Source organism: Cupriavidus sp. 22TCCZM01-5 (assembly GCF_057798915.1).
Window position 1 is genome coordinate 18987 of sequence record NZ_JBYOJR010000028.1, and the last position, 24419, is coordinate 43405.

The following is a 24419-nucleotide window of genomic DNA, read 5'->3' on the forward strand; positions in this document are numbered from 1 at the left end:
GTCAGCCCATCTGCGTCAGGCGCTGCAGCATCTGGTCGGATGTCTGCACGGCCTTGCTGTTGATCTCGTAGGCGCGCTGGGTCTGGATCATGCTGACCAGCTCTTCCACGACATTGACGTTGGAAGCTTCCACGTAGTTCTGCTGCAGCGTGCCCGAGCCATTCAGGCCTGGCACGGTGGTGTTCGGCGCACCGGAGGCATCGGTCTGCACATACAGGTTCTCGCCCATGCTTTCCAGACCGGCGGGGTTCATGAAGGTCGCGAGCTGGAGCTGGCCAACCTGTACGTTGTTGCTCGAGCCCGGCTGGGTCACGGACACTGTACCGTCGCGGCCAATGGTCATTGACGTGGCATTGGCCGGAATCGTGATGGCCGGCTGGATCACGAAGCCGCTGGCTGTCACCATCTGGCCGTTCTGGTCCACCTGGAACGAGCCGTCGCGGGTGTAGGCCGTGGTGCCGTCAGGCATCGCCACCTGGAAGAAGCCCTGGCCGATGATGGCCACGTCCTTCGCATTGCCGGTTTGCTGCGGATTGCCCTGGGTGTGGATGCGTTCCGTCGCGACCGGGCGCACGCCCGTGCCCAGCTGCAGGCCAGAAGGCAGCGTGGTCTGATCCGATGAAAGGGCGCCGGGCTGGCGGATGTTCTGGTACATCAGGTCCTCGAACACCGCGCGCCCGCGCTTGAAGCCGGTGGTGGAGACGTTGGCGAGGTTGTTCGAGATCACGTCCATCTGCGTCTGCTGCGCATCGAGGCCGGTCTTGGCAATCCAGAGAGAGCGGATCATGTTGTTCCTTGGTGTCCTGCGTGGCGCCGCGGGCAACGGCGCGTCATATGTTCACGGGTGGGCGGCGCGGCCGCTTCAGTTGGTCGAGAGCAACTGGTTGGCGCGCTGGTCGTTGGTGTCGGCGCCGGTGATCATCTTCATCTGCATCTCGAAGCGACGGGCATTGGCGATCATGTCGACCATGGCTTCGGTCGGATTGACGTTGCTGCCTTCCAGCGCGCCCGATACCACGCGCACGGTCGGATCGGCCTCCAGCGGCTGCGCGCCCGGCCGCAGGCGGAACAAGCCGTCATCGCCGCGCGCGATCGAGTCCGCCGGCGGATTCACCACACGCAGCTTGCCGACTTGCGCCAGGCCCGCGGAGGCCTCGCCCGGGCCACGCGCGGTGATGGTGCCGTCGCTGCCGATGGTGACCTGGGAACCCGGCGGCACCGACAGCGGGCCGCCGTCGCCCATGACCGGCAGGCCGTTGCTGGTCTGCACCTGCCCGTCCTGCGCGACCTGCAGCGAGCCCGCGCGGGTATAGGCTTCGCTGCCGTCGCGCGCCTGTACCGCCAGCCAGCCGTTGCCCTGCAGGGCGACATCCAGCGGGCGCCCGGTATAGGTCAGCGGCCCCGCGCGCATGTCGGCGCCGGGCGTCGACGTCAGCGTGAAGGCGCGCGTGGGCGATTCCTGCCCAACAACCGGCACTGCGCGGTACATATTGATCTGCGCGCGGAATGCCGGCGTCGAGACGTTGGCCAGATTGTTCGACACGGCGGCTTGCTGGTCGAGAATCTGCTTGGCGCCCGACAGGGCGGTGTAGATCATGCGGTCCATGGCAGCGATTCAGCTCAGGCAGTCGGAGTTATAGATTGACCAGCGTCTGCATGATCGTGTCCTGCGCCTTGATGGTCTGCGCGTTGGCCTGGTAGTTGCGCTGCGCGACGATCAGGTTGACCAGCTGGCCCGACAGGTCGACGTTGGAAGCTTCCACGGCATTGGAGCGCAGCGTGCCCAGGCTGCCGCCCGCAACACCCAGCAGGGCCTGGCCGGATGCGTTGGTGGCCGACCACACGTTGTCCCCCTCGGGCTTGAGGCCTTCCACGTTGCCGAAGGCGGCCAGTGCGATGGTGCCCAGCGACTGGGTCTGCTCGTTCGAGTAGTTGCCGGTAATGCTGCCGTCGGCGTTCACCGAGTAGCCCAGCAGGCTGCCCGAGGTGTAGCCATTCTGGCTCAGCTGCTTGACGTCATTGTCGGAGCCATATTGCGTAGTGCCCGTGAAATCGATCTTGGCCTGCAGCCCCGTCGTGGCGCCGGTTCCTGCCGGCATGGTGATGCTGGTTGCGCCGGCAGCGGGTGACTTCAGGGCCCCCGCGCTGTCAAACGACAGCGTGACCGGCGAGCCGCTCAAGACATTGCCGCTCGTGTCGACCATGTACATCTGCCAGTCAGTGCCACCGGCTACAGCCGGCGCAGTCACAGGAGGAGGTCCCGGATTAGTGACGGCGCCGTTCGCGACCTTGGCAAAATACGCTGTTACCTGCTGCTTGTTCCCCAGCGAGTCGTAGACGTTCATTGCCGTGCTGTAGTTGAACATGTCGCTGGTCGGCATCACCGCTGCTGTCGGAGGCGTCGCGGCGGGGTTGGCGGGCGTCGTCGCGAACGCGTTTGTCGGCGGCGAAAGACGCGAGTCCAGCTGGAACTGCGAGGTAATGGTCGAAGTGGCGCGCGGGTTCATCTGCGCATTGCTGATCACCAGCGGCTGCGGCTGCACGCCGCCGCCCGGGGTCACGCCCGCCGGGTAGCCGGTGACCTGCAGGCCCTGCATATTGGTCAGGCGGCCGTCGTCCTGGCGCTGGAACTGGCCATTGCGCGAGTAGTAGACCGAGCCGTCCGAGTTGGTCAGGCGGAAGAAGCCGCTGCCGCTGGTGATAGCCACGTCGAGCGAGCGGCCCGTGGCCTCGATATTGCCCTGGTTGAACGACTGCACCACCGAGTTCACGCGCGTGCCCAGGCCGATCTTGGTACCGGCGTAGACGTCTGCGAACTGCGCGGAGGACTGCTTGTAGCCGACCGTGTTGGCGTTGGCGATGTTGTTGCCAATCACGTCCAGATTGGATGCGGCGGCGTTAAGGCCGCTTACACCTTGACCGAAACCCATGGTAGATCCTTTATATGTCTAAGTGTCGTTACGCTGGCCGCGCACCTGCGCGGATCGCCGAAATCAGAGAATGCGGCGGACGTCGTTCACGCCCGCGGTCTGGCCATTGCCGACGTCGACCAGCACGCCGGACGAATCGCCGCTGATGCTCTGGACCTTGCCGTAGACCAGAGCAACCGGCTGCACCGAGCTGCCGTTGGCCGTGGCGCTGACCTTGAAGGTGTAGTCGCCGTCGGCCACCAGCGCGCCCGCATCGTTCTTGCCGTCCCAGGTGATGTCGTGCACACCGGCAACCTGCCCCTTCATGTCGATGGTGCGCACCACATTGCCGCCCTGGTCCAGCACGCTGACCGTGACGGAGTCGGCGGTGGAAGGCAGGTCGACACCGATCTGGCCCGTTACGCCGTCCTTCACCGACACGTGCGAACCAGGCACCATCACCGTGTGGCCGATCAGGGCCGCGGAATCCATGGCGCGGCTGGCGCTGACCTGGCTCAGCAGCTGGTTCAGCGTCGCGTTCATGGTCTGCATGCTGCTCACGGTGGAGATCTGCGCCAGCTGCGAGGTCAGCTGCGAGTTGTCCATCGGATTGAGCGGATCCTGGTTGTTCATCTGCGTCACGAGCATCGTGAGGAAGTTGTTCTGCAGATCCGCCGCGCTGGAGCTGCCGCTCTGGAGCGTGCTGTTGATGCTCGAGGTGCTGCTGGTGCCGTTGACCGAAGAGGTAGTAGTCATGTCGCGTTGAAGTGTTCCGTTGTCGTTACTGGCCGATGGTCAGCGTCTTGAGCATCATGTTCTTGGCGCTGTTCAGCACCTCTACGTTCGCCTGGTAGGAACGCGAGGCCGAGATCATGTTGACCATCTCCTCCACCGGGTTGACATTGGGCATGACCACGTAGCCGTCGGCGTTGGCCATTGGGTGCGTGGGGTTGTGCACCATGCGCGGCGGAGACGGGTCTTCCATCACGCCTCGCACCTGTACGCCGCCCACGTCGCTCTGGCCCGGCGTGGGCGCCATGCCGAAAATGACCTGCTTGGCACGGTAGGCCTGGCCGTCCGGGCTGACCACGCTGTCGGCGTTGGCCAGGTTGGACGCGGTCACGTTCATGCGCTGCGACTGCGCAGCCATGGCCGAACCCGCGACGTCGAAGATGTTCATTGCTGGCATGCGTTTCTCCGGCGCTTACTGCTGGATTGCGGCCAGCATGGTCTTGATCTTGGAACTCACCACGGTCAGGTTCGACTCGAAGTGCACGGAGTTGTCGGCGAAGGCGACACGCTCGGTATCCATTTCGACGGTGTTGCCGTCGACGCTCGACTGCAGCGGAATGCGGTAGGCCAGATCGGCGTCGTCGCGGGTCGGGGCCTGCGCCGGCAAGTGGCGCACCGACGTGGTCGACAACGACACGCCTTCAGGACGGTGGCCGCGCTCCATGGTCTGCGCCAGCGTGCTCGAAAAGTCGAAATCGCGAGCCTTGTAGCCGGGGGTATCGGCATGCGCGATGTTGGAGGCAATCACCGACTGCCGCTGGGTCCGCAGGCTCAGCGCTTCCTGCTGGAAGCGAAATGCCGCGTCGAGTCTGTCAATCATGTAAGCATCTCCGTGTGGAGCAACCATCAGGCAAACGACGAAGGGCGACCTTCTTCAGGGATCGCATCTTAGGTTCACCCCTGTCACGCCAATCGGATGAATAAGGACGGGAAATCCATGCAATTCGCAGGGCTTGCCTGGCGCCGCCTACCTACAATGGGACCCGTTTCCTTGCGTGCGGTCGCGGGTCCGGCTGAATCGGCGCGTGACTGCCGCACATCGTCCTTGCTGGGATGAAGACATGAAGAAAATCGATCGCGCCGCCATCAGGCCGGCGCTGGCCCTGCTGGCAGGAGGCGTCCTGTCGGCCATGGCCGGCGCGCCCATGGCCGCGCCGGCACAGGCCAACCCGGTCGCCGCGCAAGCGACCAATCCATTCCCGGAAGACCCGGTGCGCGCATCGGTCGAGCAGTTCCTGCTGCGCCAGACTGCCGGCCTGCCGGGCAAGGCCAGCGTCCAGGTACAGCCGCCGTCAGGCGGGCGCGCGCCGGAGTGCGTATCGCCCGACCCGTTCCTGCCGCCGGGCACTTCGCCGTGGGGCCGCATCTCGGTAGGCGTGCGCTGCGGTGGTGAGCGGCCGTGGATTCGCTATACGCAGGCACGCGTGTCGGTGTTGTCCGACTACTACGTCGCCGTGCGCGCGCTAGGCCCCGGCGAGCCGGTGACGCCGGCGGACCTGGAAGTGCGCCAGGGCGACCTGTCCACGCTGCCCCGGGCGGTGATCACCGATCCGGCCCAGGTCGTCGGCGCCGTGACCGCCAACCGCATCGCGGCGGGCTCGCCGATGCGCAGCGACCTGCTGAAGAAGTCGATTGCCGTGAAGTCGGGGCAGACGGTCACCGTCGCAGTAGAGGGCGACGCCTTCCAGATCACCAGTGAAGGCAAGGTACTGGCTGATGCGGCCATTGGCAATTCGGTGCAGATCCGCCTGCGCAATGGGCAAGTCGTGAGCGGCCTGGTGCGCAGCGGCGACACCGTCGTCCTGCAGTGACCGGCTGAAAGTGCACCGCTGGACACTGGGATGCAGGGCTGGCCGGCGTGCGACAATGCGTGCCAATCCTGCCGTCGTAGCGAGATTTCCCTAAAGATTTCGCCAAGGCGTCCGTAATGACAATGGAACCCAGCAAGGAACGCCCGTGAAGATCAACCACTCCACCTCGTCCAGGCCGGCCGACGCCCCGGCTGCGGACAGCACTGTGCGGCCGCAGGCCGGACAGAGTGCTCCCGTCGCCACCTCGAGCGGCGTGAGCGTGAGCCCGCTGGCCGCGCAGGTCCGTGAAATCGGCAGCCGCCTGGCCAACGAAACCGACGACGACATCGATACCGCCAAGGTCGAAGAGATCCGCCAGGCCATCGCCGAAGGCCGGATCAGGATCGACCCGGGCAAGATCGCCGATGGCCTGCTCGCCACCTTGCGCGAACTGGGCCAGGGCGACGTCCACTGATACCCGCCAGCCATGAGCCAGCCCCTGATCCAGAGCCTGCAGAAAGAAACCGAAGCCGTCACGGCGTTCGGCCAACTGCTCACTGAAGAGCGCGAAGCCCTCAAGAGCGGTGATTTCCAGTCCCTGAGCGGGCTGCTCACACGCAAGGTGGAGTTGGGTCAGGCACTCTCGCGCCAGGTTGCCGCGCGCGAAGCCCAGATGGGCGCGCTCGGACTGCGCCCCGGCCCGCAGGGCCAGTTGCTCGGCCGCCATATCGACCCGGCAGTTGGCGATGCCTGGCGCAAGCTGATCTTCGCCGCGCGCGGCGCGCGCGACAGCAACCAGCTCAATGGCGCGATTGTTTCCGCGCATCTGGACCACACGCGCGAAGCGATCAACGTGCTGCGCCAGCATAGCGGCGGCGATTCGGGGCTGTACGGCAAGAATGGCAGGGCAGCCGCCGGCGTCGGCGGCGTTAGCCTGGCCAGCGGCTGAAGCCGGCGGCGTTCAGTCGTCGCAGTACTGCCCGAGCACGCCGAGCCCTCGCTGCGGGTCCCTGACGAACGGATTCGAGCGATCCCACGCATAACCGGCCAGCACGGATGAGATCATGCGGCGCACCTCGGGCGTCGCATTGGGATGAAAGACGAGCTTCTGGAAACTCCCGGCGTACCAGGCATCGACAAACGTACGGAAGCAATCGACGCCTGACTTCAGTATCCGCGCATAGTCAGCCTCCCAGTCCACGGTCTCTCCGGCGAACTCGCGTGCGATGCATCCGGCTGCCAGGCTTGCGGACTTGAATGCAATGGTCACGCCCGAGGAAAAGACCGGATCCAGGAATTCACCCGCATTGCCGAGCAGTGCATAGCCCTTGCCCCACAACGATTTCACGTTCGCCGCGTAGCCCGCGATATGGCGCGCAGGCGTATCCCAGACCGCATTGGCCAGCAGGCCCGCCAGGGCCGGATCCTCGTTCACCAGCGCCTGCAGGCGTTCCGTGTCACTGCCTGCATAGCCGTCGAGGAAAGCCTTCTCCGCAACCACGCCCAACGAACAGCGGCCGTTCGAAAACGGAATGGTCCAGTACCAGACGTCGACATGCCGCGGATGAATGCCGACGCGGATCTTGTTGCGGTCGAACGTGCCTGGCATCACGCGGTCTTCGACATGCGTGAAGATGGCGCTGCGCACCGGAAAGCCCGATGGCGATTCAAGCTGCAGCAGCCGTGGCAGGATACGGCCGAACCCCGAGGCATCCAGCAGGAAACGGCTGGTGACGCGATAGCTGTTGCCGTCGGGATCGCGCGCGGTCACCACCGGCTGCGCGCCCGACACATCCACATCGGTCACCTGGTGCCGGAAGCGGACTTCGGCGCCCTGCTTCTGCGCTTCCCGGATCAGCACGTGGTCGAAGTCGGCCCTCTGCACCTGGTAGGTGGTGCCCCAGCCGGGCGAAAACTTGTCGCGAAAATCGAAATCGACATAACGATCGCCGCGCGCGAACGCGGCACCGTTCTTGTACTGGAAGCCGGCTTCCACTACGGCCTGCAGCATGCCGGCCGCCTCAATATATTCCATGCTCTGCGGCAGCAGGCTCTCGCCGATGGAAAACCGCGGGAAGGTTTCCTTCTCCAGCACCAGCACGCCAATACCCTGGCGACGCAGCAGCCCGGCCGCCACGGAGCCCGCGGGTCCGGCGCCGATGATCAGCACGTCGGCAACTTGACTTTCCATTTCTTCCTCCAATGCATTCAGCCGTGTCCGCAGCACATTGCCGACTGAAGCCAGTGACCGGGCCCTCCCGGCAGGAGGCAACGCCCTGCAGGATCCGATGGGATCATGACGGAAGAGATTGGCTACGAAGTGGCTACGAAGAGCCGTGAACACTGTCACGAGACAGCATGGCGACATGCTACCGAATGATCGGAGGCATGGAAACAGAACATTCCGGGCTGGGGCAGGAGGCTAATGTGATGTGGGCCCGGGCGTCACACCGGCGCCGGCGTGGTACCCGCCGCCGAACCGTCGCAACTGCCGGAAGGCCAGAGGACAGTCTTTCCTACCGGAATCCCACGATCACCTGATTGCTCTTGCCCTGCAGTACCGGTGCTACCGCACCCTGTCCGGGCAACCGGAAAGCAAACACAAAGCCCTGCGTCGCGTCGTCGCCATCGAAGGCATCGGTCTGGCCCTCCGACTGCGGCAGCATCACGCAGCGTTGGGCATTGCAAAGATACGCCTGCAGGTCCGCAGGAGGTGTCCCCACAAAGCTGTAGCGCCAGCGTACCGAGGTGATGACGCCCTCCGCTTGCGGCAGGTTGCCGCTCGGCAGGATGGGAGGAGAAACGGTGCGCTGGCCACGGCCATACAGCGCCGGTCCGTTGACCGACGCACTCCAGGTATGCCGCGTGCCGGCCTCGGGTGCCGCCCGCGCATCGGTGGCGACCGCAGCCAGCGCGGCCGCCATGGCATGCATGACAACCCGCCCGATGGCCGCCTGGCTACGCATCAGAGCAGCCCGCGCAACTGGTTGCGCAGGCGTGTGATGGCTTGTCCGCGGATCTGGCAGACGCGCGATTCGGTCACCTCGAGCACCGCGCCGATCTCGCGCAAATTGAGTTCCTGGTCATAGCACAGCGACAGCACGAGCTTTTCGCGCTCGGGCAGCCGGTCGATGGCACGGATCAGCGCTTCGCGCATGCCGTTCTCCATCAAGTGCGTGAGCGGATTGCCGTCTTCGCTGACGCCAAGGTGGCGGTCGAGGAAGTCTTCTTCGCCGGAGCGCTCGAAGTCCTCATAGTGCAGGAGCTGGCAGCCATAGACCTCGTTGAGTACGATCTGGTATTCGCCCAGCGGCATCTCCAGTTCCTGCGCAACTTCCGAATCCAGCGGCGCGCGGCCCAGCTTCTGTTCCAGGCCGCGCTGCGTGCGTTCGATGCGGCGCGTGAACTGGCGCAGGCTGCGCGACTGCCAGTCGTTGGCACGCACCTCGTCGAGCATGGCGCCGCGGATACGCTGGCTGGCGTAGGTCTCGAAACGCGCACCATGCGTGTCCTCATAGCGCTTGGCAGCATCGAGCAGGCCGATCATGCCGGCCTGGATCAGGTCATCGATCTGCACGCTGGCCGGCAGCTTGGCGGCCAGTTGCAGCGCGATGCGGCGCACCAGCTGCGCGTGGGTCTTGACCACGTCGGCCTGTTCGAGCTTTCCCTGGATCGTGTACATGGTGGAATTCTCGTGAATGCTTGCTTGCAAAGCCTGCCCGCGCGGCGGGCCGGCGGGTCAGGGGCGTTGTCTGTTGCGAACGGTCATGACGTCAGGCCGCCACGGCTGCTTGTGCCGCCGGCGCGGCCGGCTCGGCGCGCAATGGCCATGCGCCGACACCACTGGCGGCCCGGCGCAACGCGGTCGTGGCTGGCGCGGCCGGGTAGGCTTCGACCACGCAGCGCCCGAGCTGCACGCTGCGGGTCACCAGCGGATCCGCCGGCAGCCAGCCAGCACTGCTGATCTCGACGCCCAGATATTGCCGCGCCGTGCGTGCCAGGTTCCCGGTAATCGCCTGCACCGCGGCCTCGGTGGCCGCCATGTTGACGATCAGGTGGAAATGCCGGCACGCGTACAGATGGTGCAGGCGTTTGATGCAGGCATAGGCCGCGGTGATCGAGGCCAGCTCCGGGCGCATCACCACCAGCACATTGTGTGCGGCACCGGCCAGCGCCGAGAGCGCGCCATCGGCATCCGTCGCGGCATCGAGCAGCACAGTGCGAAAGCCGGACAGCGAAGCCATGGTTTGGGCCCCGTTCGGCAATGCCTGGCCAGCCGGCAGCACCGCGACAGCACCGGCCGGGCGCACGCCGAGCGCTGCCTCCAGCGTCAGGCGTCCCGCCTGCACGTCCGCAAGCGTTCCGGCGGGTTCCGCGCCAGAGAGCCGCACGGCGTGGCCTGCCGTGGCTTCATCGACGAGCAGCACGCGTTCGCCTTGCATCGCCAATGCCTGCGCCAGGCCCGATGCAATGGTGGTCGCGCCGGCACCCTGTTCGCTGCCCACCACGGCGATCCGGCGCGTCACGCGCGGCGCCAGCATGCGTCGCAGGCTCTCCGCCTGGTCCATCGCGAGCGTACTCACGACGGCACTCCCGGAGCCATGAGCTGGGGCAGCCCGGTCATCGCATCGTCCTGCGATGGCACCACCGGTTCCGCGGAACCGGCGGCAACACCGGCATCGGCGCTGTCGACGGCGTCAGGGGTGACGGCGGTGTCGACAGACTGTCGCCCCGGATAGTTCTCCAGCACGTCCAGCAAGGCCAGCAGCCGGCCCATGCCTTCGTTCAGCACCGGGCCGGCCACCGCCGCACTGCCCGGCTGACGCGTGCCAGTCCGGCCTGCCAGGCGAGCCAGGAAGGCCGGTGCGGTGGCCGTCGGCGAGTGTTCCAGGCGCAGTGCGGTCAGCCCGAGCTGGAGCGCGGCCAGGCCGCCACCAGCAGCGCTGGCGCCTTCGCCATCTTGCGCAAAATGATCCAGCGCATGGCGCAGCGTGCGGAGCTGGGCTTCAGCGCTGTCAGCCCACAGCGACCAGCGCGCAACATGAGCGGCCTGCCCCGACAGTTGCGGATCGCACAGCAGGTAGCGCGTCTCGAGCAGCTCGCCCGAGGCGTAGTCGACTGTCCTCGCGATCACGAGATGCGCATCGATGCCGCCTTCCGGCGCGCCGCGGCCGCGCACGGGGCCTTCCGGCACGCGCACTTCAGCCGTTGCCAGCCACTGCACGGCTTCGCGGCCGCGCACCGGGACTTCGCCCACGGCGTGGAACGTCAGCGTTTCCGCCAGGGCATCCAGCTTCCAGGCCGAGCCGCCGCAGAGGACACGCGCGGTCTTGCGCGCGGCGGCCACCCAGCGTTCGCCGGACTGGTGCCAGCGCGCCAGCGTAGCACCCGCCGGCAGCGCATCGACGAGATGGACCACAGGCCGGGCCGCGCCAAGCGTGGCGCGCAGCGTGGCAGCCTCGGCGTCCGCTTCACCCATGGCCTGGCCGGCGCGGCCGGCAGGCGTGACCGTCGCGGCCAGCGGCATGCCGGTGCGATCGCCAAGCCAGAGCGTATGCAGCATCGACTGCGGCGCACGGCGCCCGGGCACCGGCACCTGCAGCGTGGCGGCCAGCGACAGCACGAACTGGTCGCACTCGCGGTTCACGTCGCGGCAGACGGCCTCGCGCACCTGCTGCGCCATCGGTCGCAGCGTGGGCGCATCGGCCGCGCGCTGCTGCCATAGCTGGCGTGCCAGGTCGAAGCCATGCCGCGCGGCGCTGAGCTCGCTTACACACTGGCTCAGCGCGTCCGTGCTGTCGGTCAGCGAACGCAGCACGTCGTCGGCTCCGCCCTGGCGGGCCGGCGCGTCCTCCAGGCCGCCTGCCTGCCTGCGCGCGGCGTCGGCGTCGGCGAACACGGAACCGCGGCGCGGCGTGAGAAAGGCGCGCTCGACCATCGCGGCGCCATTCGCAAGTTCGAGGTGTTCCGGCACGCGCTGGCCGGTGGATACGTAGAACACCGGCAAGCGGTGGCGGATCACCACATCCAGCACGGAGCCCAGGTGCGTGGCTTCATCCAGCTTGCTGATGATGCAGCCGTCGACGCCACCGCCTTCCGGCATGGCGTCATGGCGGTAGGCATGCACCACTTCGTTGAGTGTGTCGCCGTGGCTGGCGCCGTTGAGCAGCAGCACGCGCTGCACCGGCGCCTGCACGCCCGCGAGCATGGCAATCTGCTCGGACAGGTTGCGGTCGCGCTGGCTCATGCCGACGGTATCGATGATCACCAGGTGCTTGTCCTTCATCGCCGCGAGGGCGAAGCGCAGGTCGGCGGCATCCTTCACCGCGTGCACGGGCACGCCCAGGATGTCGCCGTAGATGCGCAGCTGCTCATGCGCGCCGATACGGAAGCTGTCAGTGGTCAGCAGCGCCAGGCGCTCGGGGCCGTGGCGCAGCACGTAGCGCGCCGCGAGCTTGGCCGTGGTGGTGGTCTTGCCCACGCCGGTAGGCCCGATCAGCGCTAGCACGCCGCCCTGGTCGAACAAGGCGTCCTCATTGCCGAGCACAGGCACCTTGCTGGCGAGTTCGGCGCGAATCCATGTCATGGCGGCCGGCCGGTCGCAGCCCACCGGCAACCTCGCCAGCAGCGTGCGCGCGAGCTGCGCCGAGAATCCAGCTCCGACCATCCACGCGAACAGCGACTCGCGCAGCGGGTCACCCGCGGCCACTGCTGCGGTAGCGGCCGCCGGAGCCAGGCCCGCCAGCTGGCGTTCGAGCAACGCGCGCATGGACTGCAGCTCACCGCGCAGGTCACCGATGGCAGCCGGCTCAGCCGCTGCCACAACCGGCTCGGGGGCCACGTAGACCTGCGCACCGGCCGATGCGGCACTGAGATCGGTATCGCGCATGGCGACGATCTCCACGCCGCCATCGATGGTGCGGTTGGACAGCACCACGGCGTCGGGGCCCATGGCTTCGCGCACCTTGCGCATGGCTTCACGGCCGTTGGCCGCGACGAATTTCGCTACGCTCATCTTGCGTTCCTCACGCGCCGATCATTGCAGTAATGCGGATGTTGCGGTTGTCCGGCACTTCAGCATGGGACAACACCCTCAACTGCGGCATGGTGCGCCGCAGGAAGCGCGCCATCAGCGGCCGCAGCTGCGACGGCACCAGCAGCACCGGATCCAGGCCCATCTGCTCCTGCCGGACGACGGCGCCCTGGGTCTGCTGCAGCAGGGCATCGGCCAGCCCCGGCTCGATGCCACCGCCATTGGTCAAGGCCTGCGACAGCACGCGCTCCAGGCCCGCATCGAGGCCGATCACCTGCAGGTCCGCGCCATTGGGGAACAGCTGCTGCGTGATGGCCCGGCCCAGCGACTGGCGCACCAGCGAGGTGAGCTCGTTAGGGTCGCCGATCTTCGGGGCATGCTCGGCAATCACGTCGAGGATGGTGCGCATGTCGCGAATGGGCACGCCTTCGTCCAGCAGGTTCTGCAGGATCTTCTGCAGCGCCGTGAGCGAGATGGTCTTGGGCACCAGGTCCTCGGTCAGCTTCGGCGCTTCCTTGGCAATGCGGTCGAGCAGCATCTGCACTTCCTGGCGGCCCAGCAGTTCGGCGGCGTGCATGTGGATCAGGTGGTTCAGGTGCGTGGCCACCACGGTGCTGGCATCCACCACCGTGTAGCCGTAGGCCTGCGCCTGCTCCTTCATGCCGGCGTCGATCCAGACCGCCTGCAGGCCGAAGGCGGGATCCTGCGTGACCGCGCCTGGCAGTGTGCCGCTGACCTGCCCCGGGTTGATCGCCATCCACTGGCCCGGCATGGCTTCGCCACGCCCGATCTCTACGCCCTTGAGCGTGATGCGGTATGCGTTCGGCTTTAGTTCGAGGTTGTCGCGGATATGCACGACCGGCACCAGGAAGCCGATCTCCTGCGCCACCTTCTTGCGAATGCTCTTGATGCGGCCGAGCAGCTCGCCGTCCTGCGCACGGTCCACCAGCGTGATCAGGCGATAGCCCACTTCCATGCCGAGCGGATCCACCAGCGTGACGTCGTCCCAGCTGGCTTCCGTCGATTCCTGGACGGCCGCAGGCGCGCGCTCCTCGCGCCGCTTGGTCTGCTCGGCGGCGACCGCCCGGCGCGCCAGATGGCGCCCCACCCAGAACATGCCGCCGGCCAGCAGCAGGAAGGCGATATGGGGCATGCCGGGAATGATGCCCATCATGCCGATGATGCCGGCGGTCAGGTACAGCACGCGCGGGTTGGCAAAGAGCTGGCCTGTGAGCTGTTCGCCCACGTCCTGCTCGTTCGACACGCGCGATACGATCACGCCGGCCGCGGTCGAGATCACCAGTGCCGGGATCTGCGCGACCAGGCCGTCGCCGATGGTCAGCAGCGTGTAGTTGTGCACGGCGGTGCCGAAGTCCAGGTCGTGCTGGACCATGCCCACCACCATGCCGGCGGCGACGTTGATGAACATGATCAGCAGGCCAGCCACGGCGTCGCCGCGCACGAACTTGCTGGCACCGTCCATGGCGCCGTAGAAATCCGACTCCTGCGCGACTTCGGCGCGGCGTTTCTTGGCCTGCTCTTCGTTGATCAGGCCGGCGTTCAGGTCGGCGTCGATCGACATCTGCTTGCCGGGCATGGAGTCCAGCATGAAGCGCGCACCCACCTCGGCAATACGGCCCGCACCCTTGGTGATCACCATGAAGTTGATCACCACCAGGATCGCGAACACCACGATGCCGACCGCAAAGTTCCCGCCGACCAGGAAGTGGCCGAAGGCCTCGATCACCTTGCCGGCCGCGTCCGGGCCGGTATGGCCTTCCAGCAGCACGACGCGCGTCGAAGCCACATTGAGCGACAGCCGCAGCAGCGTGGTGAACAGCAGCACCGCCGGAAAAGCCGCGAAATCAAGCGGCTTCTGCGTGTACATGCTGACCAGCAGCACCATGATGGCCAGCGCGATATTGAACGTGAACAGCAGGTCCAGCACAAAGGCCGGCAGCGGCAGGACCATCATGCCGAGGATCATGATGATCAGCAGCGGCCCGGTCATCGCCTTCAGCTGGCCGGCGTTGCGCAGGCCCGGCAGTTTCAACAGGGAGTTCAGAGCGTTCATGCGCGGCTTTCCGGAACGGCTAGTTCATCGGGCACCAGGAGATCGCTGGGCGCCGACGGCTGCGGGCCCTGCGAGTAGTGCCAGTGTTTCAGTTGATAGACCCAGGCCAGGACTTCGGCCACGGCGGTGTAGAGGCCGGCCGGGATTTCCTGGTTCAGTTCCACGTGCCGGTGCAGCGCGCGCGCCAGCGGCGGCGCGGACATCAGCGGAATGCGGTGCTCGGCCGCCAGTTCGCGGATACGCGCGGCGACTTCGTCAGCACCCTTGGCCACCACGCGCGGCGCGCCCATGCGGCCTTCCTCGTAGCGCAGCGCCACGGCAAAGTGCGTGGGGTTGGTGACCACGACATCGGCCTTGGGTACTTCCGCCATCATCCGGCGCCGCGCCATGGCGCGCTGCTGCTGGCGGATGCGGCCCTTGATATGCGGGTCGCCTTCGCTTTCCTTGTTCTCCTGCTTGACCTCTTCCTTGCTCATGCGCAGCTTCTTGAAGTGCTCCCAGAACTGCCACGGCACGTCGATGGCGGCCACGACCAGCAGGGACAGCACCACCGGCAGGCAGCAGCGCAGAACCATGTCCAGCATGTGCAGCAGTGCCTCCTGAACCGGCGCGTTCATCAGCGCGATGGCGTCGGGCAGCCGGTGCCACACCACCCAGGCGCCGACACTGCCAACCAGCAAGGACTTGGCGATGGCCTTGAACAGTTCTGCCAGCGAATGCACGGAGAACAGCCGGCCCAGGCCCGAGAGCGGCGACATGCGGCCAAAGTTGGGCGCCAGCGCCTTGGTGGAGAAGGTCCAGCCCCCGGTCAGCAACGGCGCCGCCAGGGCAGCCGCGCCGAACAGCAGCAGCAAGGGCAGGAATGCGAGCAGGCTTTCCCAGATCACATTCGCGAAGCGCGACAGCATGCGCGAGGTATCGAACGCGGTGGCAGGTTCGAAGCGCAGGGACTGCCGCATGACTGCGTCCAGCGTGCGGCCCAGCACGCCACCGAGCGTCCACAGGCCGGTCACACCGGTCATCAGCATGATGAACGTGGCGAGCTCGCGCGAGCGAACGACCTGCCCCTCCTCGCGCGCCTTTTCGAGGCGCCGGGCTGAGGCGGGTTCGGTCTTCTCGAGATCGCTTTCTTCGGACATCCACGCTCCGTGACAGGACGGTCAGGGCGGCACGCAATAGCCGCCATGGGTCAGCGAGGATTATCGAAGCGTGCCCGTGTGGGCATTCAGGGGAAAAGGCGGGGGATTTCGGTGCTGTTTGGAAAATGAGCACCGGCGGGGAGTTAACGGCAGCCGGGCAGGCCGACTTTAGCTCGAGAAGAAGAGAGCCGCACCGGTCGGGCTGCGGGGACGCGTCAGATAACGACGGACCTTACCCGTACCAGTTGGGTGCTCCCTCCCCCGCTTGCGGGAGAGGGGAGGAACCAGGCGGCGCGGTCAAAAGCCCAAACTGGCCAGCAGGTCATCCACCTGGGACTGGTCGGACACCACATCCGCCTTGCCCTCGGGGTTGATCTGCGGGCCGTTGAGCAGCGTGGCCGTCTGCACTTCCGTGCGCCGCTCGCTCGGCACGTTCTCGATCAGCACCTGGAGCAGTTCATGCTCGAGCGTGCGGATCATGTCCATCATCTTCTTGATCACCTGGCCGGTCAGGTCCTGGAAGTCCTGCGCCATCATGATGTCCAGCAGGTGCGTGCCGGTCGCGCGGGCCTGCTTGGGCACCTCAGTCAGGAAGGCGCGGGTGTCGAGCACCAGCGTGCGTGCGTCGGCCAGCTCCACCGGCGTTTCGAACCAGGCGTCCCAGCGCTTGTCCAGGGCTTCGGCTTGCTGCTCGAGGCCGGACTGGATCGGCTGTGCCAGCTCCACGGCGTTAAGCGTGCGTTCCGCCGCCTGCTCGGTCATGGCCGCGATGTAGTTCAGGCGGTCGCGTGCGTCGGGAATGGCCTGGGCGGCGCGCTCGATTTCCTTGTCAAGGCCGAGCTCGCGCATATTGTCGCGCAGCATCCGCGTCAGGTTGCCGATGCGATGGATCAGCTGCTCGGCGGAATCATTCGGAATAGTCGGAGTCATGAGGCGCTCCCTGGCTTCAGCCGCCCAGCTTCTCGAAGATCTTCGTGATCTTCTCGTCCAGCGTAGCGGCGGTGAACGGCTTGACTACATAGCCGTTGGCGCCGGCCTGCGCCGCGGCAATGATGTTTTCCTTCTTGGCCTCGGCCGTCACCATAAGCACGGGGGTCTTGCCGATGGCAGCGTCGGCGCGGATCGCCTGCAGCATGCTCAGGCCGTCCATGTTGGGCATGTTCCAGTCCGAGATCACGAACTGGAAGCTGCCGTCCTTGGCCTTCTCCAGGCCGGCGGCGCCGTCCTCGGCTTCCTCGACGTTGTTGAAGCCCAGTTCCTTGAGCAGGTTGCGGATGATCCGACGCATGGTCGGGAAGTCGTCGACCACAAGGATCTTGATGCTCTTGTCCACTTTGAAGGCTCCGGTAGATGCAGTGGTGGAATGTCGTTGGTTTATCAGGTCCGGTCCGGACCCGCTATCTCAGACCCGTTGCGCGCGGGTCCCGTAGGTCGCCAGCCGCGCCATCACGCGCTGGGTCATCGAGTGCAGGGGCACCACTTCATGCACGCCACCGGCGGCAATCGCCTCCTTCGGCATGCCAAACACGATGCAGGTACTCTCATCCTGTGCCAGGTTGTAGGCTCCCGCTTCGCGCATGCGCAGCATGCCCTTGGCGCCATCCTTGCCCATGCCGGTCAGGATCACCCCGATCACGTTCTTGCCGCCGTGCTCGGCCGCGGAGTCGAACAGCACGTCCACGGACGGACGATGACGGTTGACCGGCGCTTCCTGCGACAGGTGGGCCACGTAGTTGGCGCCGCTGCGTGCCAGGCGCAAGTGCGAATCGCCGGGTGCAATGTAGGCGTAGCCCGGCAACACGCGCTCGCCGTGCTCGGCTTCCTTTACCGTAATGCGGCACAGACCGTCAAGGCGCTGCGCGAACGAGCGCGTAAAGCCAGCCGGCATATGCTGCACGATCAGCACCGCCGGGCTGTCCGGCGGCAGTGGCATCAGGAAGTCCTTGATCGCCTCCGTGCCGCCCGTCGACGCACCCAGGATGATCAGCTTCTCGGTCGACAGCAGCGGGCTGCGCAGGATCGGCGCGGCCGCGGCCTTGCCGCTCTCGGGCACCTGTGCCTGGCGCACGCGTGCGCGCGACGCGGCGCGGATCTTGTCCGCGATGGTGTCGGTGTACTCCATCAGCCCGTCGCGGATGCCCAGCTTTGGCTTGGTGACGAAGTCCACCGCACCCAGCTCCAGTGCACGCATGGTGATCTCGGAACCACGTTCGGTCAGCGATGACACCATCAGCACCGGCATCGGACGCAGGCGCATCAGCCGCTCGAGGAAATCCAACCCGTCCATGCGAGGCATTTCCACGTCGAGCGTGAGCACGTCCGGGTTCAGGCGCTTGATCATGTCGCGTGCCACGAGCGGATCCGGGGCAGTCCCGACCACCTCCATGTCGGACTGGCTGTTGATGATCTCCGTCATCAGGCTGCGGATCAGCGCGGAATCATCCACGCACAGCACCTTGATCTTGGCGGCAGTCATATCTGTTGTACTTTCGGTTCGTTCAGGAGGACACGCGCGTTGCCGAAGCGCGCGCAAACAATTCTCCGCCGCGTGCCGGCGCCGTGCCGGACGTGGCAATGGCACGCGCCAGTGCGCGCTCGTCGCGCTCCACCGAGACCTGGTCGTCCTGGCGCGTCAGGCGCCGCACCAGAGCCAGGCCGGTGACCGGGAAATAGCTCACGCGCCGCGCATGCGGCCCTCTCAGGTCCTGCGCGGCCACGCGGATTTCTTCCGTCTTCAGGTAGCGCAGCACGAAATCCGCGTTGCGGTCGCCAATGTTCAGCGTGGTCATGTTGGCCAGTACGGCGCCGCCACCGAAGACCTTGGCTTCCAGCCGTTCGCGCCGCGCGCCCATCTTGAGCAGCTCGTTGATCAGCACTTCCAGCGCGTAGCAGCCATAGCGCATCGACGCGGACAGCATGCGGTCCGCGGTGCCGCCCTCGTCATCGGGCAGCATGAAATGGTTCATGCCGCCAACGCCGGCCTTCTCGTCGCGAATGCACGCGGCCACGCAGGAGCCAAGCACGGTTGTCAGCACCACGTCCTCGCCGGTCACGTAGTACTCGTTCGGCAGCAGCTTGATGGCCTGCCGATCGAACTCGCGGTCATAGTACTTGCGCGTGGCAATGGCTTCCGGCAGATGGGGCGTACGCATCAGGACCTTCCTGCGCGCACGGCGTCCGACGCCAGTTCGTACACAGTCTGCCCGCGCAGCTGGAACGCGCGCGTGACGTACGAGAAGTTCTCCGAGTGGCCGGCGAACAGCAGCCCGCCCGGCTTGAGCAAGGGCGCAAAGCGCTCCAGGATGCGGCCCTGCGTCGGCTTGTCGAAGTAGATCATCACGTTGCGGCAGAAGATCACGTCGAAGCGCTCGCGCATGCCCCAGTCAGGCGCGAGCAGGTTGAGCGGCTCGAACGTGATGGCGGATGCGAGGTCAGGCTTGACCTTGACCGAGCCGGCGCGCTGGCCGGTGCCTTTCAGGAAGAAACGCTTGAGCCGCTCTTGCGAGAGGCGCGCGACTTGTTCTTCCGAGTACACACCCGCGCGTCCCTTGGCCAGTACTTGTGTGTCGATATCGGTGGCCAGCACCGTCGCCGCCCGATCGCCAAGCGCCTCGGCCAGCGTGATCGCGATCGAGTATGGCTCTTCACCCGTCGATGCCGCGCAGCACCAGACGCTGTAGGGCCTTCCGGTCTTCTTGGCGTGCTCGGCGAGCAAGGGAAAGTGATGCGCCTCGCGGAAGAACGACGTCAGGTTGGTGGTGAGCGAGTTGGTGAAGTACTCCCACTCCGGCGAGGCGTCGTCCGCATCCAGGATAGCCAGGTAGCTGGCGAAGTCGGCCAGTTGCAGCGCGCGCAGGCGCCGCGCGAGGCGCGAGTACACCATCTCGCGCTTGTGGCTGCCCAGCGAAATGCCCGCGCGTCGATGGATCAGCCCGCGGATCTTCTCGAAGTCGCGCTCCGTCAGCAGGAAATCGCGCGACTCGTCGCGCCGCAGGGCTGCTGCCGTCGCGGTGGCGGCGGTCGCGCCCTGGAGAAGGCTGGCGGCGGTACGATTGGGCGTCATGGGTTCGCGTGGCAATGCTTGGTAACGCTACAGGCTGCGGATCGCTGCAGGGGGCGCGCCGCTCAGGCGGCCTCGGCTTCGATCAGTTCCATCTCCGGGCTGGTGATCAGGCGCTCGATGTCGATCAGCACCAGCATGCGGCCCTCGACCGTGGCCAGCCCCGTCAGGTGCTCGGTGGACACCGACACGCCGAACTCCGGCGCCGGCTTGATGGCGTCGCCAGTCAGCGTGAGCACGTCGGACACGCCGTCAACGACGATGCCCACCACGCGGCCCGCCACGTTCAGGATGATCACCACGGTCTGGTGGTCGTAGCGTACGTTGCCCAGGCGGAACTTCAAACGCAGGTCGACGATGGGCACGATCACGCCGCGCAGGTTGGTCACGCCCTTCATGAAGTCGGGCGCGCTGGAAATACGCGTGACGGTCTCGTAGCTGCGGATCTCCTGCACCTTGAGGATGTCGATGCCGTATTCTTCCGTCCCCAGCGTGAAGACCAGGAATTCCTGGCCCGAAGCCTCGCTTCCGGGGGTATCGATCTGTCCGATGCCGGCCATGATGTCTAGTTCTCCTTTGGTTGGACGATTACTGCGCCAGCGCAGGTTCCTGCCGGCGCACGCCGGTACGCTGCAGCGCGCCGACATCGACGATCAGCGCCACGCTGCCGTCGCCCAGGATGGTGGCGGCGGAAATGCATGGCACCTTGCGGTAGTTGGTTTCGAGGTTCTTAAGCACGACCTGGTGCTGGCCGATGAGCTGGTCCACCAGCAGCGCAAAGCGCTTGCCCTCTGCCTGCAGGATCACGGCGATCCCCTGCGTCGGCTCCTGCAGTGCGTCGGCGACGTTGAAGACCCGGTGCATCTCGAGCAGCGGCAGGTACTCGCCGCGCACATGCATGACGCGATCGGAATTGGCCGCGGTATGGATGTCCTCGGACTTGGGCTGCAGCGACTCCATCACGCAGTTCAGCGGCAGGATGAAGGTTTCCTCGCCGACCTTGACCGACATGCCGTCGAGAATCGCCAGCGTCAGCGGCAGCACGATGCGGATGGTGGTGCCAAGGCCCGGACGGCAGCTGATCTCCACGTGGCCGCCCATTTCCTGGATGTTGCGCTTGACCACGTCCATGCCCACGCCGCGGCCGGACACGTCGGTGACCACTTCGGCCGTCGAGAATCCCGGCGCGAAGATCAGTTGCCAGACTTCCTCGTCGCTGATGTTCTCGGAGACGGGCAGGCCGTTCTGGATCGCCTTGGCCAGGATGCGCTCGCGGTTCAGGCCGCCGCCGTCGTCGCTCACCTCGATCACGATGTTGCCGCCATGGTGCTGCGCGGACAGGATCAGCTGGCCGGTCGGGTTTTTGCCCGCGGCCACGCGCTTGTCCGGCGTCTCGATGCCGTGGTCCAGGCTGTTGCGCACAAGGTGGGTCAGCGGGTCGATGATGCGTTCGATCAGGCTCTTGTCGAGTTCGGTGGCCTTGCCGAACGTCACCAGGTCGATCTGCTTGCCGAGCTTGCCGGCCAGGTCGCGCACCAGGCGCGGGAAGCGCGAGAACACATAGTCCATCGGCATCATGCGGATGGACATCACGGCCTCCTGCAGGTCGCGCGCATTGCGCTCGAGCTGGCCCATGCCGGAGAACAGCCGGTCGAACAGCACCGGGTCGAGCGAGGACGCGGTCTGCGCCAGCATCGACTGGGTAATCACCAGTTCGCCCACCAGGTTGATGATCTGGTCGACCTTCTCGGTCGGCACGCGGATCGAACCGGATTCCTGGTTGTGCGCGGCGGCGGCAGCCGGCTTGGCCTTTTCCTTCTCCTTGGCCGCGGGCGCCGCCGGCGCGGCGGCTGCCGGTGCGGCCGGGGCCGGCGCCGGTGGCGCGGCGGGCGCTGCTGCCGGCACGGTGGCCGAAGGCGATGCGCTGGCTGCCTCGACCACGATCTGGTCGGCATCGATCACGAAGCAGCAGACCGCGATGATGTCGTCGGCGCCGCACTGGCTGTCGAGCCAGATCACCAGTTCGCCGTTCTCTTCCTGCTGGCCGGTGATCTCGCCGAGGTTGGCAAGCTCTTCGCGCAGCAGCGCCTGGTCGGCGGCGGACACCTTGATCAACCGGACCTTCAGGCCACCACCGGCAGCAGGAGCGGCGGGCGCCGCCACGGGTGCAGCCGCGGCGGCAGGTGCCGGTGCGGGTGCGGCCTCGCCATTTGCCTCCTGGGCAAGCTGCTGCAGCACGGCGCAGATGCGCGCCAGCGTTTCCGGATCGGGTTCGGTACCGTTTCGGTAGGCGTTGAGCTGTTCTTGCAACACGTCCTTGGTTTCCAGAAAGGTGTCGATGATGGTCCTGGACAATGCCAGTTCCTGGCGGCGCGTACGGTCCAGCAGGTTCTCGAAGATATGCGTGGTTTCGGTCAGCGCCGCGAACCCGAAGGTGGCCGCGCCGCCCTTGATCGAGTGCGCGGCACGGAAGATCGCGTTGAGGTCTTCCGGGTCGGGCGACTCGATGTCCAGGCCGAGCAGCAACTGCTCCATTTCAACGAGCAGTTCTTCCGCCTCTTCAAAGAAGGTCTGGTAAAACTGTGTGATATCGATATCGACAGACATTGGCGTCCTGACTCACTTGGTTACTGCGCTAAGCATCGCTGCCGTGCAAGGCAGCGATGCATCATTCCGTCTTTGACTTCGGCGCCGCCGGTGCGGACGCGGCCAACCCTTCCTGCATCGCGCTGGCGGCCTTGCCGGCCTGGGCCTGCACCGTGACCTCCGCTGCGCTGGCGTTCTCCGCCTCGAACCTGGCCTGCGCCTTCTGGTTCAGCACCACGATGCTGATACGCCGGTTCACCGGTGCCAGCAGGTCGCTCTTGTCCAGCGGCATGGTGGCCGCCAGCCCCAGCACGCGCAGCACCTTGCCTTCCTGCATGCCACCGGCAACCAGCTCGCGGCGCGAGGCATTGGCACGATCGCTGGACAGTTCCCAGTTGCTGTAGGTGCGCTCGCCGTTGGAATAGTTGGCGGCATCCGTATGGCCGGAAAGGCTGACCTTGTTGGGCAGTTCGTTGAGCACAGGACCGATCTCGCGCAGGATGGCGCGCATATACGGCTCCACCTCTGCACGGCCGGTACGGAACATCGGGCGGTTCTGCGTATCGAGGATCTGGATGCGCAGCCCTTCGCTGGTGATGTCGAGCAGCAGTTGCGGGCGGAACTGCTTGAGCATCGGGTTGTTCTCGATAATCTCCTCGAGCCTGTGCTTCAACGCGCGCAGGCGCTGCGCCTCCTGGAACTCGTTGCGGCGCTGCTCGGCGGACGGGTCGTTGTCGTGCGCACGCGCGACTTCGCCGTCCTTGCGCATCACGTCCAGGCCGCCGCCCGGAATCACGCTGGGCGACTGGCTGCTTTTCTCACCGCCGACAACCGCCACCTTCAACGGCATGCGGAAGTATTCGGCAATCCCTTCGAGGGTCTTCTTGTTGGCACTGGACAGCAGCCACAGCACAAGGAAGAGCGCCATCATCGCCGTCATGAAGTCGGCGTAGGCAATCTTCCAGCTGTGGTTGCCATGTGGCCTGGCGTGCGACTTCGCCCTGCGGACGATGATCGGACGCATATCGTTTGCGCTGCTCATGACGTTGGCTCGGCAGGATCAGCTCAGGCTCTTGACTTCGCGGACGTGGTCGTCCAGCTCCAGGAACGACGGCCGCACCGTGGAGTACAGCACCTTGCGGCCGAACTCCACGGCGACCAGCGGCGCGTAGCCATTGAGCGAAGCCAGCAGGACGACCTTGATGCACTCGTAGACCTTGACGTTCTCCGACACCTGCAGTTCGATGCGCGATGCCAGCGGCGAAACGAAGCCGTAGGCCAGCAAGATACCCAGGAACGTACCGACCATGGCGTGGGCGATCAGCGCGCCGAGTTCGGCCGGCGGCAGATCCGCCGAAGCCAGCGCGTGCACCACGCCCATCACCGCCGCCACGATGCCGAAGGCCGGCAGCGCGTCGCCGACGCGCGACAGCGCATGAGCGGGAATCTCGGCCTCGTGGCGGAAGGTTTCGATCTCGTGGTCCATCAGGGCCTCGATCTCGAACGCATTCATGTTGCCGTTGACCATCATGCGCAGGTAATCCGTCAGGAACTCCATCACGACGGGATCGGACAGGATGCGCGGGTACTGGCTGAACACGCTGCTCGCAGCCGGGTCGGCGATTTCCTTCTCGAGGAACAGGATGCCTTCGCGACGCGCCTTGGACAGCAGCACGTACAGCAGCGACATGACGTCCAGGTACAGTTCCTTCTTGTACTTGGAACTCTTGAACAGACCAGGCAGCGCCTTGAGCGTTGCCTTGAGGGCCTTGGTGGTGTTGGTGGCGATGAAAGCACCGATGGCCGCGCCACCGATGATCAGAAGCTCCGCCGGTTGATACAGCGCGCCCATGTGGCCGCCGGTCATGGCATAACCGCCAAGCACCGCCGCAACCACGACGATATAGCCAAGAACTACTAGCACGATCGGATCCCCGTCAAAAAAGCGCGTCAGTCACGCACGATTGCCCGTTGCACGGGCGGACTGGAGATCCGGTCCGCCGGTGCTGCGCAGCTTGCCAGCCAGGCGGACCTCA

General features: G+C 66.0%; 25 protein-coding genes. 3 read left to right on the top strand and 22 right to left on the bottom strand.

The features are described 5' to 3' along the window. Nucleotide 1: 1 nt before the first annotated feature. The 6 genes from flgG to flgB form a co-directional block, all read right to left on the bottom strand. Nucleotides 2-787, bottom strand: coding sequence for a flagellar basal-body rod protein FlgG (flgG, locus tag AC3FNH_RS22930; protein ID WP_276102852.1), 786 nt, complete (start codon nucleotides 785-787; stop codon nucleotides 2-4). 75 nt (nucleotides 788-862) lie between these two features. Then, on the bottom strand, nucleotides 863-1606 hold the full coding sequence (gene flgF / locus AC3FNH_RS22935) for a flagellar basal-body rod protein FlgF (RefSeq protein WP_276102851.1): 744 nt from the start codon (nucleotides 1604-1606) through the stop codon (nucleotides 863-865). Between the two features lie 28 nt (nucleotides 1607-1634). After that, nucleotides 1635-2930 carry a flagellar hook protein FlgE gene (gene flgE, locus AC3FNH_RS22940; protein WP_276102850.1) on the bottom strand — a complete coding sequence of 432 codons (1296 nt, stop codon included), beginning with the start codon at nucleotides 2928-2930 and terminating at the stop codon, nucleotides 1635-1637. A 63-nt stretch (nucleotides 2931-2993) separates the two neighbouring features. Beyond that, entirely contained in the window at nucleotides 2994-3665 is a 672-nt protein-coding gene (locus AC3FNH_RS22945; protein ID WP_488721677.1) for a flagellar hook assembly protein FlgD, read from the bottom strand. 25 nt (nucleotides 3666-3690) lie between these two features. Then, the gene (gene flgC, locus AC3FNH_RS22950; RefSeq protein WP_276102848.1) at nucleotides 3691-4098 is read right to left on the bottom strand and encodes a flagellar basal body rod protein FlgC; all 408 of its coding nucleotides are present in this window, start codon (nucleotides 4096-4098) and stop codon (nucleotides 3691-3693) included. A gap of 15 nt (nucleotides 4099-4113) precedes the next feature. Next, nucleotides 4114-4521, bottom strand: a complete 408-nt coding sequence (gene flgB / locus AC3FNH_RS22955; protein ID WP_276102847.1) for a flagellar basal body rod protein FlgB — start codon at nucleotides 4519-4521, stop codon at nucleotides 4114-4116. Nucleotides 4522-4762: 241 nt separating this feature from the next. On the opposite strand from flgB, the gene flgA reads away from it, so the two are divergent. From flgA to AC3FNH_RS22970, 3 genes are all read left to right on the top strand, one after another. Then, nucleotides 4763-5512, top strand: a complete 750-nt coding sequence (gene flgA / locus AC3FNH_RS22960; protein WP_488721678.1) for a flagellar basal body P-ring formation chaperone FlgA — start codon at nucleotides 4763-4765, stop codon at nucleotides 5510-5512. A 145-nt stretch (nucleotides 5513-5657) separates the two neighbouring features. Beyond that, entirely contained in the window at nucleotides 5658-5966 is a 309-nt protein-coding gene (gene flgM, locus AC3FNH_RS22965; RefSeq protein WP_276102845.1) for a flagellar biosynthesis anti-sigma factor FlgM, read from the top strand. Nucleotides 5967-5978: 12 nt separating this feature from the next. Further along, nucleotides 5979-6440: a flagella synthesis protein FlgN gene (locus tag AC3FNH_RS22970; protein WP_488721679.1), complete on the top strand. Its 462-nt coding sequence runs from the start codon at nucleotides 5979-5981 to the stop codon at nucleotides 6438-6440. A 12-nt stretch (nucleotides 6441-6452) separates the two neighbouring features. Here AC3FNH_RS22970 and AC3FNH_RS22975 read toward each other — a convergent pair whose 3' ends face one another. The 16 genes from AC3FNH_RS22975 to motA all read right to left on the bottom strand — a co-directional run bounded on the left by AC3FNH_RS22975 (nucleotide 6453) and on the right by motA (nucleotide 24307). After that, entirely contained in the window at nucleotides 6453-7682 is a 1230-nt protein-coding gene (locus tag AC3FNH_RS22975; RefSeq protein ID WP_488721680.1) for an NAD(P)/FAD-dependent oxidoreductase, read from the bottom strand. Between the two features lie 325 nt (nucleotides 7683-8007). Beyond that, a complete protein-coding gene (locus AC3FNH_RS22980) occupies nucleotides 8008-8457 on the bottom strand; it encodes a flagellar protein FlhE (protein ID WP_488721681.1) in 450 nt (149 codons plus the stop codon). Continuing rightward, nucleotides 8457-9173, bottom strand: coding sequence for an RNA polymerase sigma factor FliA (locus tag AC3FNH_RS22985; protein ID WP_488721682.1), 717 nt, complete (start codon nucleotides 9171-9173; stop codon nucleotides 8457-8459). Before AC3FNH_RS22985 ends, AC3FNH_RS22980 begins: the two co-directional genes overlap by 1 nt. A gap of 91 nt (nucleotides 9174-9264) precedes the next feature. Beyond that, the gene (locus AC3FNH_RS22990; protein ID WP_488721721.1) at nucleotides 9265-10059 is read right to left on the bottom strand and encodes a MinD/ParA family ATP-binding protein; all 795 of its coding nucleotides are present in this window, start codon (nucleotides 10057-10059) and stop codon (nucleotides 9265-9267) included. Between the two features lie 11 nt (nucleotides 10060-10070). Continuing rightward, complete coding sequence (gene flhF / locus AC3FNH_RS22995) at nucleotides 10071-12506, bottom strand: flagellar biosynthesis GTPase FlhF (protein WP_488721683.1); 2436 nt, start codon at nucleotides 12504-12506, stop codon at nucleotides 10071-10073. A 10-nt stretch (nucleotides 12507-12516) separates the two neighbouring features. Further along, on the bottom strand, nucleotides 12517-14598 hold the full coding sequence (gene flhA, locus AC3FNH_RS23000; protein ID WP_276102840.1) for a flagellar biosynthesis protein FlhA: 2082 nt from the start codon (nucleotides 14596-14598) through the stop codon (nucleotides 12517-12519). Beyond that, nucleotides 14595-15737, bottom strand: a complete 1143-nt coding sequence (gene flhB / locus AC3FNH_RS23005) for a flagellar biosynthesis protein FlhB (RefSeq protein ID WP_488721684.1) — start codon at nucleotides 15735-15737, stop codon at nucleotides 14595-14597. The genes flhA and flhB overlap by 4 nt, the downstream gene beginning before the upstream one ends. A gap of 297 nt (nucleotides 15738-16034) precedes the next feature. After that, nucleotides 16035-16667, bottom strand: a complete 633-nt coding sequence (cheZ, locus tag AC3FNH_RS23010) for a protein phosphatase CheZ (protein ID WP_276102838.1) — start codon at nucleotides 16665-16667, stop codon at nucleotides 16035-16037. A 16-nt stretch (nucleotides 16668-16683) separates the two neighbouring features. After that, on the bottom strand, nucleotides 16684-17070 hold the full coding sequence (gene cheY, locus AC3FNH_RS23015) for a chemotaxis response regulator CheY (RefSeq protein WP_488721685.1): 387 nt from the start codon (nucleotides 17068-17070) through the stop codon (nucleotides 16684-16686). A gap of 69 nt (nucleotides 17071-17139) precedes the next feature. Continuing rightward, entirely contained in the window at nucleotides 17140-18213 is a 1074-nt protein-coding gene (locus tag AC3FNH_RS23020; RefSeq protein ID WP_488721686.1) for a protein-glutamate methylesterase/protein-glutamine glutaminase, read from the bottom strand. Nucleotides 18214-18235: 22 nt separating this feature from the next. Then, on the bottom strand, nucleotides 18236-18889 hold the full coding sequence (cheD, locus tag AC3FNH_RS23025; RefSeq protein WP_488721687.1) for a chemoreceptor glutamine deamidase CheD: 654 nt from the start codon (nucleotides 18887-18889) through the stop codon (nucleotides 18236-18238). Further along, nucleotides 18889-19800 carry a CheR family methyltransferase gene (locus AC3FNH_RS23030; RefSeq protein ID WP_488721688.1) on the bottom strand — a complete coding sequence of 304 codons (912 nt, stop codon included), beginning with the start codon at nucleotides 19798-19800 and terminating at the stop codon, nucleotides 18889-18891. Before AC3FNH_RS23030 ends, cheD begins: the two co-directional genes overlap by 1 nt. Nucleotides 19801-19862: 62 nt before the next feature. Further along, nucleotides 19863-20357 (bottom strand): chemotaxis protein CheW, encoded by a 495-nt coding sequence (locus AC3FNH_RS23035; RefSeq protein ID WP_211950538.1) that lies wholly within the window; start codon nucleotides 20355-20357, stop codon nucleotides 19863-19865. A gap of 28 nt (nucleotides 20358-20385) precedes the next feature. Further along, entirely contained in the window at nucleotides 20386-22404 is a 2019-nt protein-coding gene (gene cheA / locus AC3FNH_RS23040; protein WP_488721689.1) for a chemotaxis protein CheA, read from the bottom strand. A gap of 61 nt (nucleotides 22405-22465) precedes the next feature. Then, nucleotides 22466-23425 (bottom strand): flagellar motor protein MotB, encoded by a 960-nt coding sequence (gene motB, locus AC3FNH_RS23045; RefSeq protein ID WP_488721690.1) that lies wholly within the window; start codon nucleotides 23423-23425, stop codon nucleotides 22466-22468. 18 nt (nucleotides 23426-23443) lie between these two features. Beyond that, entirely contained in the window at nucleotides 23444-24307 is an 864-nt protein-coding gene (gene motA, locus AC3FNH_RS23050) for a flagellar motor stator protein MotA (protein ID WP_276102831.1), read from the bottom strand. Nucleotides 24308-24419: the final 112 nt, after the last annotated feature.

Coding starts and splice junctions, on each gene's coding strand:
- flgG (WP_276102852.1), bottom strand. CDS start 787: ATGATCCGCTCTCTCTGGATTGCCAAGACCGGCCTCGATGCGCAGCAG.
- flgF (WP_276102851.1), bottom strand. CDS start 1,606: ATGGACCGCATGATCTACACCGCCCTGTCGGGCGCCAAGCAGATTCTC.
- flgE (WP_276102850.1), bottom strand. CDS start 2,930: ATGGGTTTCGGTCAAGGTGTAAGCGGCCTTAACGCCGCCGCATCCAAT.
- AC3FNH_RS22945 (WP_488721677.1), bottom strand. CDS start 3,665: ATGACTACTACCTCTTCGGTCAACGGCACCAGCAGCACCTCGAGCATC.
- flgC (WP_276102848.1), bottom strand. CDS start 4,098: ATGCCAGCAATGAACATCTTCGACGTCGCGGGTTCGGCCATGGCTGCG.
- flgB (WP_276102847.1), bottom strand. CDS start 4,521: ATGATTGACAGACTCGACGCGGCATTTCGCTTCCAGCAGGAAGCGCTG.
- flgA (WP_488721678.1), top strand. CDS start 4,763: ATGAAGAAAATCGATCGCGCCGCCATCAGGCCGGCGCTGGCCCTGCTG.
- AC3FNH_RS22970 (WP_488721679.1), top strand. CDS start 5,979: ATGAGCCAGCCCCTGATCCAGAGCCTGCAGAAAGAAACCGAAGCCGTC.
- AC3FNH_RS22975 (WP_488721680.1), bottom strand. CDS start 7,682: ATGGAAAGTCAAGTTGCCGACGTGCTGATCATCGGCGCCGGACCCGCG.
- AC3FNH_RS22980 (WP_488721681.1), bottom strand. CDS start 8,457: ATGCGTAGCCAGGCGGCCATCGGGCGGGTTGTCATGCATGCCATGGCG.
- AC3FNH_RS22985 (WP_488721682.1), bottom strand. CDS start 9,173: ATGTACACGATCCAGGGAAAGCTCGAACAGGCCGACGTGGTCAAGACC.
- AC3FNH_RS22990 (WP_488721721.1), bottom strand. CDS start 10,059: ATGGACCAGGCGGAGAGCCTGCGACGCATGCTGGCGCCGCGCGTGACG.
- flhF (WP_488721683.1), bottom strand. CDS start 12,506: ATGAGCGTAGCGAAATTCGTCGCGGCCAACGGCCGTGAAGCCATGCGC.
- flhA (WP_276102840.1), bottom strand. CDS start 14,598: ATGAACGCTCTGAACTCCCTGTTGAAACTGCCGGGCCTGCGCAACGCC.
- flhB (WP_488721684.1), bottom strand. CDS start 15,737: ATGTCCGAAGAAAGCGATCTCGAGAAGACCGAACCCGCCTCAGCCCGG.
- cheZ (WP_276102838.1), bottom strand. CDS start 16,667: ATGACTCCGACTATTCCGAATGATTCCGCCGAGCAGCTGATCCATCGC.
- AC3FNH_RS23020 (WP_488721686.1), bottom strand. CDS start 18,213: ATGACTGCCGCCAAGATCAAGGTGCTGTGCGTGGATGATTCCGCGCTG.
- cheD (WP_488721687.1), bottom strand. CDS start 18,889: ATGCGTACGCCCCATCTGCCGGAAGCCATTGCCACGCGCAAGTACTAT.
- AC3FNH_RS23030 (WP_488721688.1), bottom strand. CDS start 19,800: ATGACGCCCAATCGTACCGCCGCCAGCCTTCTCCAGGGCGCGACCGCC.
- AC3FNH_RS23035 (WP_211950538.1), bottom strand. CDS start 20,357: ATGGCCGGCATCGGACAGATCGATACCCCCGGAAGCGAGGCTTCGGGC.
- cheA (WP_488721689.1), bottom strand. CDS start 22,404: ATGTCTGTCGATATCGATATCACACAGTTTTACCAGACCTTCTTTGAA.
- motB (WP_488721690.1), bottom strand. CDS start 23,425: ATGAGCAGCGCAAACGATATGCGTCCGATCATCGTCCGCAGGGCGAAG.